The organism is Vibrio sp. 1402, assembly GCF_033340275.1.
Genome location: NZ_JAWOWE010000003.1, coordinates 268,352 through 284,206 on the forward strand (window position 1 = coordinate 268,352; position 15,855 = coordinate 284,206).

The 15,855-nt window shown below is 45.4% G+C and carries 15 protein-coding genes; 9 read left to right on the forward strand and 6 right to left on the reverse strand.

Translation table 11 applies throughout. The annotated features are described in order from the left end of the window. The first annotated feature begins 69 nt into the window (after nt 1-69). From thiB to thiQ, 3 genes are read left to right on the forward strand one after another with little or no spacing between them, the layout of a single operon-like run. Nucleotides 70-1,062 carry a thiamine ABC transporter substrate binding subunit gene (thiB, locus tag R7044_RS07665; protein ID WP_005379642.1) on the forward strand — a complete coding sequence of 331 codons (993 nt, stop codon included), beginning with the start codon at nt 70-72 and terminating at the stop codon, nt 1,060-1,062. Between the two features lie 41 nt (nt 1,063-1,103). After that, nucleotides 1,104-2,690: a thiamine/thiamine pyrophosphate ABC transporter permease ThiP gene (gene thiP, locus R7044_RS07670; RefSeq protein ID WP_225455462.1), complete on the forward strand. Its 1,587-nt coding sequence runs from the start codon at nt 1,104-1,106 to the stop codon at nt 2,688-2,690. Beyond that, nucleotides 2,690-3,394: a thiamine ABC transporter ATP-binding protein gene (thiQ, locus tag R7044_RS07675; RefSeq protein WP_005379648.1), complete on the forward strand. Its 705-nt coding sequence runs from the start codon at nt 2,690-2,692 to the stop codon at nt 3,392-3,394. The genes thiP and thiQ overlap by 1 nt, the downstream gene beginning before the upstream one ends. A gap of 18 nt (nt 3,395-3,412) precedes the next feature. Here the strand turns inward: thiQ and R7044_RS07680 are convergent, their stop codons facing one another. Next, on the reverse strand, nt 3,413-4,360 hold the full coding sequence (locus R7044_RS07680; protein WP_005379650.1) for a LysR family transcriptional regulator: 948 nt from the start codon (nt 4,358-4,360) through the stop codon (nt 3,413-3,415). A gap of 92 nt (nt 4,361-4,452) precedes the next feature. Here R7044_RS07680 and R7044_RS07685 point away from each other — a divergent pair, with 92 nt between their 5' ends. Beyond that, nucleotides 4,453-5,529 carry an alkene reductase gene (locus R7044_RS07685; protein WP_225455463.1) on the forward strand — a complete coding sequence of 359 codons (1,077 nt, stop codon included), beginning with the start codon at nt 4,453-4,455 and terminating at the stop codon, nt 5,527-5,529. A 63-nt stretch (nt 5,530-5,592) separates the two neighbouring features. On the opposite strand, the gene R7044_RS07690 is transcribed toward R7044_RS07685, so the two are convergent. The 4 genes from R7044_RS07690 to argR all read right to left on the reverse strand — a co-directional run bounded on the left by R7044_RS07690 (nt 5,593) and on the right by argR (nt 10,791). Continuing rightward, nucleotides 5,593-6,030 (reverse strand): universal stress protein, encoded by a 438-nt coding sequence (locus R7044_RS07690; protein ID WP_005379654.1) that lies wholly within the window; start codon nt 6,028-6,030, stop codon nt 5,593-5,595. A 45-nt stretch (nt 6,031-6,075) separates the two neighbouring features. Beyond that, on the reverse strand, nt 6,076-8,655 hold the full coding sequence (locus tag R7044_RS07695; protein WP_017820274.1) for a TRAP transporter permease: 2,580 nt from the start codon (nt 8,653-8,655) through the stop codon (nt 6,076-6,078). A 291-nt stretch (nt 8,656-8,946) separates the two neighbouring features. Next, nucleotides 8,947-9,915: a TAXI family TRAP transporter solute-binding subunit gene (locus R7044_RS07700; RefSeq protein ID WP_005379657.1), complete on the reverse strand. Its 969-nt coding sequence runs from the start codon at nt 9,913-9,915 to the stop codon at nt 8,947-8,949. 405 nt (nt 9,916-10,320) lie between these two features. Continuing rightward, nucleotides 10,321-10,791, reverse strand: a complete 471-nt coding sequence (gene argR, locus R7044_RS07705) for a transcriptional regulator ArgR (protein ID WP_005379659.1) — start codon at nt 10,789-10,791, stop codon at nt 10,321-10,323. 359 nt (nt 10,792-11,150) lie between these two features. Between argR and mdh the strand changes: the two genes are divergently transcribed. Together mdh and R7044_RS07715 are read left to right on the forward strand one after the other, a co-directional pair. Continuing rightward, nucleotides 11,151-12,086, forward strand: a complete 936-nt coding sequence (gene mdh, locus R7044_RS07710) for a malate dehydrogenase (protein WP_005379660.1) — start codon at nt 11,151-11,153, stop codon at nt 12,084-12,086. 113 nt (nt 12,087-12,199) lie between these two features. Further along, on the forward strand, nt 12,200-12,391 hold the full coding sequence (locus R7044_RS07715) for a hypothetical protein (RefSeq protein WP_005379661.1): 192 nt from the start codon (nt 12,200-12,202) through the stop codon (nt 12,389-12,391). Nucleotides 12,392-12,485: 94 nt separating this feature from the next. Here the strand turns inward: R7044_RS07715 and ispB are convergent, their stop codons facing one another. Next, a complete protein-coding gene (ispB, locus tag R7044_RS07720; protein ID WP_025768368.1) occupies nt 12,486-13,457 on the reverse strand; it encodes an octaprenyl diphosphate synthase in 972 nt (323 codons plus the stop codon). 256 nt (nt 13,458-13,713) lie between these two features. Between ispB and rplU the strand changes: the two genes are divergently transcribed. From rplU to cgtA, 3 genes are all read left to right on the forward strand, one after another. Further along, nucleotides 13,714-14,025, forward strand: a complete 312-nt coding sequence (gene rplU / locus R7044_RS07725; RefSeq protein ID WP_005383096.1) for a 50S ribosomal protein L21 — start codon at nt 13,714-13,716, stop codon at nt 14,023-14,025. A 20-nt stretch (nt 14,026-14,045) separates the two neighbouring features. Next, the gene (gene rpmA / locus R7044_RS07730) at nt 14,046-14,303 is read left to right on the forward strand and encodes a 50S ribosomal protein L27 (RefSeq protein WP_005383095.1); all 258 of its coding nucleotides are present in this window, start codon (nt 14,046-14,048) and stop codon (nt 14,301-14,303) included. A gap of 212 nt (nt 14,304-14,515) precedes the next feature. After that, entirely contained in the window at nt 14,516-15,691 is a 1,176-nt protein-coding gene (cgtA, locus tag R7044_RS07735; protein ID WP_005383091.1) for an Obg family GTPase CgtA, read from the forward strand. Nucleotides 15,692-15,855: the final 164 nt, after the last annotated feature.

Genomic DNA, 15,855 nt, shown 5'->3' on the forward strand with positions numbered 1-15,855 from the left:
TCCTTAATAGCCGCCTCAAACCCTGTGCCGCTCAACTTATTTCTCTGAAATACTCATGGAGAGCGAGCAGTGAAACCCACTCTAAATCTGATTGCCTTAGCTGCAATCACCTCTACTTCAGCGTTTGCCGCTGAAAACACATTAACCATCTATACCTACGACTCTTTTGCCGCAGATTGGGGCCCGGGTCCTAAAATCGAGCAAGCTTTTGAAGCAAAATGTGGCTGTGACGTTAACTTCGTAGCGTTGGACGATGGTGTGTCGATTCTGAATCGTCTTCGTCTTGAAGGCGGTAATAGCAAAGCGGACATCGTATTAGGTTTGGATAACAATCTGATGGCAGAAGCGAAGAAAACCGATCTGCTTGCCGAGCACAATGTGGATACGGCTAACACAGTGTTACCAAACGGTTGGAGTGACACGACGTTTGTACCGTACGATTACGGCTACTTCGCGTTTGTGTACAACAAAGAGAAACTGGCTAATCCGCCGAAAAGCATGAAAGAGCTGGTGGAAACGCGCGACGATCTGAAAGTGATTTACCAAGATCCGCGGACTTCAACGCCGGGCCAAGGCTTAATGCTATGGATGAAATCTATTTATGGCGACGATGTGACGCAAGCGTGGCAGAAGCTAGCGAGCAAAACCGTAACGGTCACGAAAGGTTGGTCTGAGGCGTATTCTATGTTCCTCAATGGTGAGTCCGATTTAGTGCTTTCTTACACCACTTCACCTGCGTACCACTTAATTGCGGAAAACGATTCGAAGTTTGCTACGGCGAATTTTGCTGAAGGCCACTACATGCAAGTTGAAGTCGCCGCCAAAGTGAAAGGGGCAAAAAATTCAGAACTTGCTGATCAATTTATGAGTTTCATTTTAAGTGATGAGTTCCAATCGGCGATGCCAACGGGTAACTGGATGTACCCAGTCACTGACGTTGAGTTACCTAAAGGTTTTGAAACTTTGAGTGTTCCAAGCAAGTCGTTGAGCTTTAGTGCTGATGAAGTGGCAAAAATGCGTAAGTCTTGGATTCGCGAATGGCAAAGCGCATTGACGTTTTAGCTGACGTTTCCATCCTCATCTGAATGAGATAGGTTTTACCTTTGAATTCTGTTCCAAAAATAGGTTTAGGGGTCGCGATGATCATCGCGACCTTTGTTATTTCTGCCCTAGGTGCTTTGATTGTTCAAGCCCCTTCACTTGATGTGTCTGTGGTATGGGGCGACCCGTACTATCAACATGTCACCAAGTTCAGTTTCTACCAAGCGTTTCTTTCCACATTGCTCAGTGTTGGCTTTGCCATTCCAGTAGCGCACGCACTTTCGCGTCGCCAATTTATTGGTAAATCATTACTGCTTAAGCTGTTTGCATCGACACTGGTTTTGCCGGTTTTGGTTGGTGTTTTTGGGCTGTTAGCGATTTATGGCAACAGTGGTTTGTTGGCGCAGTGGTTGCAAAGTTTCGACACTAAACTGCCATTCTCTATTTACGGTTTGAACGGCATTTTACTCGCCCATGTGTTCTTTAATTTACCTTACGCGGCACGATTGCTTCTGCAAGCCTTGGAGTCTATTCCTGCCGAGCAGCATAAGCTTTGCGCGCATCTTGGGATGAGCCATTGGGATAAGTTTCGCTGGGTAGAATGGCCGCGTTTAAGGCAGCAGCTTCCCCACGTTTGTGGGTTGGTGTTTATGTTGTGCTTTACCAGTTTTGCCACTGTAATGGCGTTGGGGGGCGGGCCAAAATCCACCACCATTGAATTGGCCATTTACCAAGCGATTAAGTTTGATTTTGATTTACAAGCTGGGGCGTTATTGGCGCTGTGGCAGATGCTGTTATGTGGACTGCTTGCTATTGGAGTGCAGAAGTTAACAAGGCCTGTTTCTATCAGTGCTGGAAGCACATCGGTACAGCAATATTTAACGAAGGATCATGGGTGGTCAAAAGCTTGGGATAGCTTTTGGATCATAGGTGCCTTTTTACTGGTAATACCGCCGTTATTGATGGTGTTACTGAGTGGCATCAACCAACAAGTTTGGACAGTATTAACCGATGAGCGTTTTTGGTCTGCGCTATTGAACTCCCTCAAAGTCGCCTGTGTCGCTAGCGCGCTTGCGGTCGCTGCTGGGGTGCCCATACTATTGACCAGTCGCCGTTGGCGGTTGCAGTACAAAAACACGCGAGCCGATCAGATTGAGTTAATCGGCACCGTTATTTTGGTGACTCCAGGTCTGGTGATTAGCACCGGTTTATTCTTACTACTGCGCGCATTTACCGATGTTTTTAGCTTGGCATTTTTTGTCGTGATTTTGGTGAACGGTTTGATGGCTTTGCCTTACGTGATCAAAACGCTAGCGCAGCCAATGCTGCACATTGAACAACAGTATCAGTATGTATGTGCCAGCTTAGGCATGCGTGGCTGGCAACGGTTTAAAGTGGTGGAGTGGCAGGCGCTACGCAAGCCGTTTGCACATGCGTTTGCGATCAGCTTTATGTTTGCGATTGGCGATTTAAGTGCTATTGCGTTGTTTGGCGGGCAAGAGTTCCGCACTTTACCTCTGTATTTATTCCAGCTGCTTGGCAGCTATCAGATGGACGCGGCTGCGGTGGTATCGGTGACCTTATTGTTGTTGAGTGTGGGCTGTTTTGCCTTGATTGAGAAAGTATTGAAAACGAAGGAGAGAGCGTAATGTTAGTGTTGGATGATGTGCAGTACACCTACCAACGTGAACTGTTTCGTTTTGACTTAACGATTGAGCAAGGACAGATTGTGTCGCTGATGGGACCAAGTGGGGCAGGGAAGTCAACCTTGCTGGCGTTGGTGGCAGGATTCATCCATCCTGACCGTGGTGATATTTGTGTTGATGGTGAGTCCATTGTGCGTAAAGAGCCTTATCTGCGTCCGTTCTCTATGTTGTTCCAAGAGCACAATTTGTTTGCTCACTTATCGGTGCGTGACAACATCGGTTTGGGCTTACACCCAGGGCTAAAGCTTACGGTGGACCAAAATCGTCAGATTGAACAAGCCGCGCAGCAAGTTGGTGTTGCAGAGTACCTCGACCGTTTGCCAGAGCATCTTTCTGGTGGCCAGCGTCAACGTGTTGCCTTAGCGCGTTGTTTTGTTCAGCCTCATCCCATGTGGCTATTGGATGAGCCGTTCTCGGCGCTTGATCCGGTGTTGCGTGAAGAGATGCTGAGCTTGGTAAAAAAACTCGCAGCAGAGCGGGGAATAACCGTATTGATGGTCACGCACCATTTAAGCGATGCCAAAGCGATTGCCAGCCACTTTGTGTTTGTGGCAGATGGTAAAGTGGAAGCCGCGGGTGATATGTCTGCATTGAGTGAACAGCATGCTAGTGAGAAGCTTGCGGCATTTATCCGAGCCGCATGCTAGTGCCTGATAGTTGCTAGGTTATGCTTCTCCGCAACACAAACCATGCCTAGGGCCAAATTCAAATTGAGATCTTAAGCTCATGATATGGTCAATCATTGCTTGTACGCGCCGTGGGCGGTTTGCTCCAGGACGATAGACTAGATAAATAGGCATTGGTACCGTGTGCCATTGCGGCAACACTCTGACTAAGGTGCCACTTTCTAGCTCTTGCGTCATGTTTTGCACAGGTAAGTTAGCGATGCCTAGTCCTTTAAGTGCACCTTTCAATATTGCTTCTACAGTTGTACTTGAGAAGTTACTGGTTATTGAAACATTGACGGTATTATCGTGTGAGATCAGCGTCCAAGGCCCTATTTCTGAAACATATTGATACCTCAAACAGTTGTGTTTTGTCAGATCTTCTGGCGTTTCAGGTACGCCGAACTCAGCTAAATACTCAGGGCTAGCAGCCAGAACTCGAGTGGTATAGCCTAATTTTTTTGCGATCAATCGATCATCAACTATCTGACCGACTCGAATTGCCATATCAAAGCCGTGTGAAAAGAGATCAACAAAATCGTTCGATGCTTCTAACGCAATTTGTACTTTTGGCCATTGTTTTAAAAATGGCAAAAAGATGTGCTCCGCCATATACGCATCCAACGCTGGTGGCGCGGAAATACGCAGCCGGCCTTGGATCTGTTGTTCCATCTCCTGAACGTCATGGCCAATTGAGTGGAATTCCTCAACTAAGCTTGCAGCACGCTCTAAAACCATTTGGCCAGCTTCGGTGATCACTAACTTTCGGGTTGTGCGCTCTAGCAGTTTGGCTTCAAAGTGTTGTTCGAGTTTGGTTATGGCTTTGCTAACAGTAGATTTTGGTAGGTTTAACTCCAGCGCGCACTTGGTTAAGCTCAGTAGTCGACAGCTTGTGACAAAGATAGAAAGCGTTCTAAAGTCAATTGTTTCTAAATTGCGAACAATCACTTTCAATTATCCATATTGTTTCAATATTAATCTGATTATAGTCTGGCACCTCATCCTTAGCCATCAAGTTATTGTCATTTGAGGTAAACAACATGTCCAACTCTGTAGACTTATTTTCTCCTATCGAACTCGGTCAATTAGCATTAGATAACCGTGCCATTATGGCGCCTTTAACGCGAGCTCGTGCTGGTGCGGACCATATTCCTAATGACCTTATGGTTGAATACTACGCTCAACGTGCGAGTGCCGGACTAATCATTGCTGAATGCACCATGGTGATGGAAGGTACGTCTGCTTTCATGGCAGAGCCGGGCATTTACAGCGAAGAGCAAATCGCAGCTTGGAAAAAGGTAACGGATGCGGTTCATGAGAGAGGCGGTAAGATTGTACTGCAAATTTGGCATGCGGGACGAGCTTGTCATCCTGATCTGAATGAAGGAAAAACACCTGTAGCGGCGAGCGCATTGGCCATTCGTGATGAATTAGTCCATACCCCTTCGGGTAAGCAAGCATATACGGTACCACGAGCACTCGAAGTGGATGAGATAGCTTCCATTGTTGCGGCGTTTAAACAAGGTGCAGAAAACGCCAAGAAAGCAGGCTTTGATGGGGTCGAGATACATGGCGCAAATGGTTATCTTATTGATAACTTCCTTCGTGACGGTTCAAATTTACGTACCGATGAATACGGTGGTTCGGTTGAAAATCGTGCTCGATTTTTACTTGAGATAGTGAAAGAAGTCGTTGAGGTGTGGGGACCTGGAAGAGTCGGTCTGCGTACATCTCCGCTAAATGGATTTAATGACATGAAAGACAGTGATCCAGTTGGCTTGGTGCGTTACTTAGCAGAGCAACTTAATTCTTTCGATCTTGCTTATTGGCACGTGGTGCGTGCGGATCTGAAAGGCGTACAAAAAGCAGATGTTCTCAAGCCAGCACGCGAAAACTATCAAGGCCACTTAATGGCGAACGTGGGCTACAGTGCACAAGAAGCGGCAACAGCAATTGCAGAAAACAAAGTTGATGTGGTCGCATTTGGCGTTCCCTTTATCGCAAACCCAGATTTAGTTGAGCGATTTAAGAAAAATGCACCTCTTAATGAGGCGAAACCAGAACACTTTTATTTGGGTGGAGCAGAAGGTTATACCGATTACCCAGTGATGGCATAACCCTTACTTGTTTAATATAAAAAGGACGCTAATGTTAGCGTCCTTTTTCGTTTCTGTATTTACTTAGCCTTGCGGTTTTACGACCATCACATTGATTGGAGAATATTCCACAACCTTACTCGCGACGGAGCCAAGCATTACTTTATTGATTTTAGAGCGCTTGTGACTTGGCATAATGATGAGATCTGCGCCTAAACGTTCTGCATAATCAAGAATGGTCGCGTAGGCCTTGCCTTCAGCAACATGCACTTGGTAAACCACATCTTCAGCAATATGCTCATTAGCGAAAGTTTTTAGTTGCTGCTTCACGTCTTGCTTCATTTTGGCCGCAGCATCTTTCGGAAAGTATGTGGCAACCATCGACATGTGAATACCAGGTAGTACCGTCAGAAGATGGATTTGAGCATTTGCTTGCTTTGCCTGCCAAACCGCTAGTTCAACCGCTCGGTCTGAAAAGCCTTGGTCATTTAGATCAACCGGAACAAGAATTTGTTTGTACATTCAATGTCTCTCATTAAGGCCCCTTTATCCTCGGGGCCAAATCGGTTATGCGCTCAATTGTTCCTTACGAGCACGACGTTTTTGGTTCATTGCAAGCACCAGCAAAATCATTAAGCATGGTACAAACACCCACTCTTTCATCGGACGGTCTGCATCCTGGATAACCCACTTGATTTCCCAATCAAAGTCGATACCTGCGGACTCTGCTGGACTACCAAATTCAACCATATCGACAATCATTTTGTTGTCACTTTCGGTCAGCATTAGACCCATAGATGAAATACGTGCGTCTGCTGTTGTCGCACTGTCTTCGAATGGAAGACGAACCGTTTTCTCAATGTAGTCGCCCTCAAGGTTTTCACCGGCAACACGTAACTCCAATGATTCTCCTACATTTAGTGTTTCCGTGATTTGAGCTACCTCAACGCCAGGAGAAAGAACTTTCGCTGGGTACAGCATGTCCCACCAAAAACCTGGACGGAAAAACGAAAACGTCAGTACTAATAATAGGACTGTTTCCCACCACTTGTTACGCGTGAACCACCACCCTTGAGTTGCCGCAGAGAATATCAGCATTGCAATGATCGATGAGATGACCGTGAGCGCCAAATGCCACCAAGAGTCGATCCCCATTAACAATAGCTGGGTATTGAACACAAACATGAACGGCAAAATAGCGGTTCGAATATCGTAAGTAAAACCTTGGATACCGGTACGAATTGGATCTGATTTCGCAATTGCGGCTGCTGCAAAAGCTGCAAGACCTACAGGTGGGGTATCGTCGGCCAAAATACCAAAGTAGAAAACGAATAAGTGCACCGCTATCAACGGAATAATCAAGCCATGCGCCGCGCCGAGCGTAACAATAACCGGCGCCATTAGCGTAGAGACCACGATGTAGTTCGCCGTGGTTGGCAGACCCATCCCCAGAACCAAGCTAATGATGGCGGTAAACAGCAGCATAAGAATGATACTGCCACCAGAGATAAACTCGACGAAGTCGGTCATCACTAGGCCGATACCCGTTAGTGTAACAACACCAACAACGGTGCCCGCTGCCGCGGTTGCAACGCCGATACCAATCATATTACGCGCACCAGAAACTAAGCTCTCGGCAAGATCGACAAAGCCATCTTTGGTTTGCTGAAGCATGTCACCTTGCTTTGACAGCAGTGCAATCAACGGACGTTGAGTAAGCAAAATGAAAATCATGAACACCGTTGCCCAGAATGCCGAAAGGCCAGGTGAGAAACGTTCGACAGTCAAACACCAAACCAATACGACGATAGGGAGTAGGTAGTGCAAGCCTGACTTAACGGTTGGGCCAGGATCAGGTACTTCTGTTAATTCTGCATCAATCTCAATTGCGCCATCTTGCACGTGATTTGCTGAGACTTTCACCAACCCAACGTACGCGATTAATAGTGCGACGGTAACAATTGGTGTCGCGGCATCACCAAAGACGTCCTTTGTCCAACCCACTCCGTAGTAAACCAATGCGCTGATCACACACAATCCTAAGATTGTGCCAGTAAAGGACAGCAGACTTTGTACTAGTGTTGGGTTGTGGCGACGAGGAAGGCCTGTCATGCCTGCTTTACATGCTTCAAGGTGAACAATGTAAATTAAAGCAATATAAGAGATTAGCGCTGGAAGTAGGGCAGCTTTAATCACCTCAACGTAGGAGATACCGACGTATTCCACCATCAAAAATGCTGCTGCACCCATGATTGGCGGTGTTAACTGACCATTGGTTGAAGCCGCTACCTCTACCGCACCCGCTTTTGTGCCGGGAAAGCCAACACGCTTCATCAGTGGAATGGTAAAGGTGCCAGTTGTTACTACGTTTGCGATTGAAGAACCAGAAACCAGACCAGATAAACCTGATGCAACAACGGCCGCTTTAGCTGGACCACCTTTCATATGGCCAAGTAACGAAAAGGCAACTTTAATGAAGTAAGCACCAGCACCAGCGCGTTCCAGCATTGCTCCAAACAATACAAACAAGAAGACAAAAGAGGTAGAAACACCTAGCGCAACCCCAAATACGCCTTCTGTTGTTAGCCACAAGTGAGACATGGCCTTGTTCAAGCTTGCCCCTTTGTGCGCGATAACGTCAGGCATGTAAGGGCCTGCAAAGGTGTAAGTAAGGAAAACAGCAGCCACGACCATTAATGGTGGACCAAGTGCTCGGCGTGTTGCTTCTAAAAGGAGGAGCATACCGATAACAGCAACAACGATATCAACCGTTGTCGGTGCGCCTGAGCGTCCTGCTAGCTCGGTATAAAAAAGGTATATATAGGCTGCTGAAAAGCTGCCAGCCAACGCGAGTATCCAATCAACAAGAGGGATATGATCGCGAGGAGAATTCTTCATCGCTGGATAAGCAGTGAAAGCCAAAAAGATCGCGAAAGTAAGGTGGATAGATCGCGCTTCCGTGTCGTTTAGTACGCCAAAATTGAAAATAAATGGTAACGGGGATGCGTACCATAATTGAAATAGTGACCAACACAGAGGAACAAACCAAAGGATTCGTCCTTGCATTCCCGAAGGGCTACGTGCACCTGTGTCTGCCTGAGCCACCATTTCTTGCACATCTTGTGACGGAGCTTGATTCGTCGCCATGTACTTTTTCCTTATTATTGATGGTCCTGTCTGATTTTTATCGAGAACCACACTTCGCCTCTATCAGTGTAGTGAATGGAGCGAAGTTTGCTTTCGAGTATTTTGCTGCCTGAACTCAAAGTGTTGATTGTTGGATACTCTGTTAGGCGGCGTTTAAGTTTTCTTGGGTATGAGCTCGCAGTTTTCAGAAGAAAACTGGCGAATGAAGCATACAGTTAGAACGTGCTACAACCTGTATGCTCAAACAGGCAGAAAATATTCTTTCCTGCCTGTATGTAGAGTCTGAGGAAATTACTTAATTAGACCCATTTCTTTGTAGTATTTTTCTGCACCTGGATGAAGAGGAATAGAAAGACCAGCTTTCACCATATCTTCTTTCTTCAAGTTTGCGAATGCAGGGTGTAGACGTTTGAAGGTATCAAAGTTTTCAAACACAGCTTTTGCCACGTTGTAAGCGACATCGTCTGAAACGTCAGAGGTCGTTACCATTGTTGCTGCAACACCAAAGCTGTTTACGTCTTTGTCTGTACCGCGGTACATACCAGCCGGTACTGAGCTAAAGGCGTAGTATGGGTTGTCGGCAACAATTTTATCGATTTTAGGGCCTGTTGCTGAAACTAGCTTCGCATCACATGATGTGGTTGCTTCTTTGATTGAACCGTTCGGGTGGCCGACCATGTAAATGAAGGCGTCAATTTTGTTATCACAAAGTGCCTGAGAGCGTTCAGAGCCTTTTAGCTCAGACGCCAATTTGAAGCTGTCGTTTGTCCAGCCCATCGCTTCCATGACAACGCCCATCGTTGCACGGTCACCAGAGCCTGGATTACCGATGTTTACGCGCTTACCTTTCAGGTCTTCAACGTTTTCAATACCTGAATCTGCACGCGCAATGATGTTGAAAGGTTCTGTATGAAGAGAGAACATTGCGCGTAGCTTCTTGTACGGGCCTTGTTCTTCAAACTTGCTCGTACCGTTGTAGCCGTGGTACTGCCAATCCGATTGCACGATACCAAAATCTAATTCGCCTGCACGGATAGTGTTAACGTTGTAAATTGAGCCACCAGTCGATTCTACTGAACAACGGATGTTGTGGTCTTTACGACCTTTATTTACCAACTTACAGATAGCACCACCAGTTGGGTAGTAAACACCTGTCACAGAGCCAGTACCGATGGTAATAAACTCTTGAGCGTTAACTGCGCCTGCGCCCATTACGGCTGCAGCGATAGCGCCTACTTTGAGAAGTTTGTTAAATGCCATGAATTTCCCTTCCTTATATTCATTATTTACCCGGAAATAACCATAAATCACTTCTGGAGTTTCCTATTTGGAAACGGCACCTTTTTCAATCCAATCGTTTGAAAAAGCGAGCGAATCATAACAAAAAATTGGCAGAAAATTATCCAATTGTTAAATGTTATAGTTGATAAGTCTGAATTTTGTATCAGGGGATAGGATTCAATTTGTGATTTAATTCTTTTTATAACAATTACTTAATTAACGTTTAGTGACTGAAATGAAAAAGATCAATTGCGTGATGTTAATCACAAAATAGGTGGTTAAAGAATGAGCGGAGTAAGCAAAAAATTTACATAAATTATGGGCTACAAAATGAGACTTCTTTTATAACCCACAATGAGTTAGCTGATTGAAGCTTTATAGAACTTAACCAGTATATTCGAACAGCTCGCACACTGATTTGAAGAGTTGCTCAGTCGTAATTGCCATGGTTGGCGTAATGAAAATGGTATCGTCACCCGCGACAACGCCAAGAATACCTTCGGATTTACCGAGTGAATCAAGCAAGCGAGCAATCAACTGTGCTGCACCTGGGCCGGTGTGAATTACCACTAACGCTGCATTACGATCGATGTCTAGCACCAGTTCACGCAGAGAGCTGCTGACTGTTGGGACACCTAGCTCAGCAGGAAGACAGTAAACCATTTCCATTTTTGCATTGCGCGTACGGACGGCGCCAAATTTAGTCAGCATACGTGAGACTTTAGATTGGTTGATACTCTCAAACCCTTGCTGTTTGAGTGCGTCAACAATCTCGCCCTGTGAGCCAAAGCTTTCTTCTTTTAACAGAGCTTTAAAGGCGCGAACTAAGTTGTCTTGTTTTTCTGAATTGCGCATAGTCATTACAAATCTCTTATTACGGGTCAGCAATTTTGCATATTCTCGCATATATATTCAGGCGGTGCCAAAGAGTCCCAGGATTATGTTAGATGCGTCACTGTAAACTATATACCACATAGAATTCTTTAGCGCGCTGAAGTAGGGCTGTATCTGTTTTCTTGAATTCCTTGTCATTTCAACAGAATAAAAGAATAATCCAAGCCCCATTTGTAGCACGGTAACAGCGAGTTGCGCGAGGTCGCAAAGCTAGCGTTAATTGATTGTAATCAAGTTGTGATTCCGATAGCTTTATTTAAGTTGGTTACAAACTACCCTACGAATACGTTTATAAGAGAAATACTCTCAAGGAGAACTACATGAAAGTAGCCGTTATTGGTGCCGCTGGTGGCATCGGTCAAGCCCTGGCCCTTCTACTTAAGAACCGTCTTCCTGCTGGTTCTGATCTAGCCCTATATGATATTGCTCCAGTAACTCCTGGTGTGGCCGCTGATCTTAGCCACATCCCTACGCCAGTTTCTATCAAAGGTTACGCTGGTGAAGATCCTACTCCAGCACTAGAAGGCGCGGATGTTGTGCTAATTTCTGCTGGTGTTGCGCGTAAGCCAGGTATGGATCGTGCGGATCTATTTAATGTAAACGCTGGTATCGTTAAATCGCTAGCGGAGAAGATTGCGGTTGTTTGTCCGAAAGCTTGTGTTGGTATCATCACAAACCCTGTAAATACAACAGTGCCAATTGCTGCTGAAGTTCTTAAAAAAGCGGGTGTTTATGATAAGCGTCGTCTATTTGGTGTAACAACGTTGGATGTTATCCGTTCAGAAACGTTTGTTGCTGAGCTAAAAGACAAAGATCCAGGTGACGTTCGCGTGCCAGTTATTGGTGGTCACTCTGGCGTAACGATCTTACCTCTACTGTCTCAAGTAGAAGGTGTTGAGTTTACAGCTGAAGAAGTAGAAGCATTAACGAAACGTATTCAAAATGCAGGTACTGAAGTTGTAGAAGCGAAAGCGGGTGGTGGTAGTGCAACACTATCAATGGGCCAAGCTGCATGTCGCTTTGGTCTGTCTCTGGTTCGTGCTCTTCAAGGTGAAGAAGGCGTAGTTGAGTGCGCTTACGTTGAAGGCGACGGCGAACACGCGACTTACTTCGCGCAACCTGTGAAACTGGGTAAAGAAGGCGTTGAAGAAGTACTAAGCTACGGCAAACTCAGCGATTACGAAAAGTCTGCATTAGACGGTATGCTAGAAACACTAAATGGCGACATCAACATTGGTGTTGAATTCGCAAAGTAATCTAGAAAGCCTATATAAGAAGAAAGCCGATCATTTTGATCGGCTTTTTTGATCCTTGATTTCTCAACTTCGTAAAAATGGTCGAATAAAACCACGTAGTGAAGGAGAAGATGATGGAAGCGAGTCGAATCCGTAAAGGCATGGTTGTTGAGTGCCAACAAGGCGTCGGTACGATATTAGTGGTCGACCATGAAGCAGAGACGGTATTGTTGTCCAAACAAGGGACTGAACAGCAGCTCGCCGTTAGCTTTGATGAAATAGAAGATGATCCACAACTGCATGGCGGTAGTGACAGATATTACTAGCGCCTCGGGGCGTCGTCATTAGGTATCAAACGTAAAAAAGGAAGAGCATGCTCTTCCTTTTTGCTATAAGTCTTGCGTTATGGGTAGCTATTGATTACTTCGTGCGTTGTACTGCGACATGAGCCAGAGTAACAAGCGCTTGTTTGTATTCAGACTCTGGCAACACTGATAGTTCTGCGATTGCTTTGTCTGCTTCTTCTAGAGCTTTTTGCGTTGTGTATTCCAGAGAGCCTGCTTCTTTCATGACCGCAAGAATTTCTTCTAAGCGATCCATGCCATTTGCTTTCTCAATCGCTTCACGAATCATGATTGAGTTTTCTGGTGTGGTATTACGCATAGCATGGAGTAGAGGTAAAGTTGGCTTGCCTTCGGCCAAGTCATCACCCACATTTTTACCCATGTCTTCGCCATCAGAAGTGTAATCCATGACGTCATCAATGAGCTGAAACGCAGTGCCTAGATACTTACCGTAATTTTGCATTGCGATTTCCACATGCTCAGGAGCATCATTTAAGATTGCACCGATTTGAGTTGCGGATTCAAATAAGCGCGCAGTCTTAGAGTAGATGACTTGCATGTAGCTTTCTTCTGTCGTGTCAGGGTCGTTACAGTTCATCAACTGCTGTACTTCACCTTCGGCGATCACGTTTACGGCATTGCTCATTAGTTTAAGGATCTTCATGGATCCTAGTTCCGTCATCATCTGAAATGAGCGTGTATAGATAAAGTCCCCAACTAATACGCTAGCCGCATTGCCAAATGCTGCATTCGCAGTGGCTTTACCACGGCGCATGTCTGATTCATCTACCACGTCATCATGCAGCAAAGTCGCTGTATGGATGAACTCAATAAACGCAGCTGCCATTGTATGACCATTGCCTTGGTAACCAAGTGCACGGGCTGACAGTATCGCTAAAAGCGGTCTTAGACGTTTGCCTCCACCACTCACGATATAAAAACCGAGCTGGTTGATTAAAGAGACATCAGAATTAAGTTGGGCTTGAATTGTTTCATTCACTTTTGCCATGTCATCGGCAGTAAGCGCTTGGATAGTTTTAAAATCCATCGTATATCCGGCTGAAGTTAGACCCTGCAAGGCTTATTCGATTTATATAATTGTCGAATAATACACTAAAAAACGTTGATTAATACATTACTAAAGGGCATGATTGCCGCACTTTTCTTTGGCGATTAGCTTTTCGCCAATTTTTTCAAAATATGGCTTGTCATAGGAGCATCTATTCTGTAGAATCTGCGCCCTATTGATGATTAGTTTAGCGCACACCCTCAAGAAAGGCTGTGCGGAAAAAGCGGAGTAAAATATGTACGCTGTTTTCCAATCTGGTGGTAAACAACACCGTGTAAGCGAAGGTCAAACTCTTCGTTTAGAGAAATTAGACGTTGAAACTGGTGCAACTGTAGAATTTGATAAAGTTCTTCTTGTTGCTAACGGCGAAGACATCAAAGTTGGTGCTCCTCTTGTAGAGGGCGGCAAAATTGTTGCTGAAGTTGTACAACACGGTCGTGGCGATAAAGTTAAAATCGTTAAGTTCCGTCGTCGTAAGCACTCTCGTAAGCAACAGGGTCACCGTCAGTGGTTCACTGAAGTGAAGATCACTGGTATCAACGCTTAATCTATTAGGAGAGTTTAACAATGGCACACAAAAAAGCTGGTGGTTCTACTCGTAACGGCCGCGATTCAGAAAGCAAACGTCTAGGTGTTAAGCGTTTCGGTGGTGAATCTGTACTTGCAGGTAACATCATCGTTCGTCAACGTGGTACTAAGTTCCACGCTGGTAACAACGTAGGTATCGGTAAAGACCACACTCTATTCGCTCTTACTGAAGGTAAAGTGAAGTTCGAAGTGAAAGGTCCTAAGAACCGTAAGTTTGTAAGCATCGAAGCTGAGTAATTAGGTTTTTAACCAAATTACTTAATAGCTTTAAGCTGAATTCAAAAGCCCTGCCGAATCGGCGGGGTTTTTTATTTGTGGCAGTCGACATATCGAAGTTTCTCGCTAAGATCCTAAGCGATTTGAATCTGGGAGCTTAGATCTGTCATCTGCTAAAATTGTCGGATGACATAGTAAGATTTAATCCACGCACGAAGTAGTCGGAGTAAAAGATGAAGTTCGTAGATGAAGCGGTAGTAAAAGTTCAGGCTGGTGATGGCGGTAGTGGCGTTGTCAGTTTCTGGCGTGAAAAATTCATCACTAAAGGTGGCCCTGATGGCGGTGATGGCGGTGACGGTGGTGATGTTTATATCCAAGCCGATGAAAACCTAAATACCCTGATTGATTACCGTTTCCAGCGCTTCTACGAAGCTGAGCGTGGTGAAAACGGTCGCGGTGGTAACTGTACAGGTAAGCGTGGTAAAGACATCGTTCTTCGTGTACCTGTGGGTACGCGCGCTGTGGATATCCACACAAATGAAATCGTGGCGGAAGTTGCTGAACACGGTAAGAAAGTGATGATCGCAAAAGGCGGTTGGCACGGTCTAGGTAACACGCGTTTCAAATCTTCAGTAAACCGCGCGCCTCGTCAGAGAACATTGGGTACAAAAGGTGAAGTACGCGAAATTCGCCTTGAGCTATTGCTTCTTGCTGATGTGGGTATGCTTGGTCTACCTAATGCCGGTAAATCAACCTTTATCCGCGCAGTATCAGCAGCAAAACCGAAAGTCGCTGATTACCCATTCACGACTTTGATCCCAAGCTTGGGTGTCGTAAGTGTCGTACCAGAGAAAAGTTTTGTTGTTGCAGACATCCCTGGTTTGATCGAGGGTGCAGCAGATGGCGCTGGCCTTGGTATTCGATTCTTGAAGCACTTAGAGCGTTGTCGAGTATTGCTGCACATGATCGATATTATGCCAATTGATCAGTCCGATCCGGTGCAAAATGCATTGACGATCATTGATGAACTAGAACAATACAGCGAAAAACTGGCAAGTAAGCCGCGCTGGTTAGTGTTCAACAAAGTTGATCTAATGCCTGAAGAAGAAGCGAATGAGAAGATCCAAGAAATCTTAGACGCACTAGGTTGGGAAGACGAGTACTTTAAGATCTCGGCGATCAATCGTAACGGTACTAAAGAGCTTTGTTACAAACTGGCTGACTTTATGGATAACCTACCTCGCGAAGAGGAAGAAGTGGCTGAAGAAGATAAAGTTAACTTCATGTGGGATGATTACCATAAAGATGCGATGGCGGGTAAAGACGTTATCACTGAAGATGACGACGACGATTGGGATGACTGGGACGATGAAGAAGATGACGGTCACGTTGTCTACGTTCGTGACTAATCAGAACGGTCAAACAATGCCTGTTTGCCTATAATTCATTAAGCCGCAATTATTTATTGCGGCTTTTTTTGTATCTAAATCATATTTAGGTGATGTGATTTACGGCACAATAACCGATACGTCGTGTTTTTTGAGGGTTAGTTTGGCCCTCGCGCGTATGAATG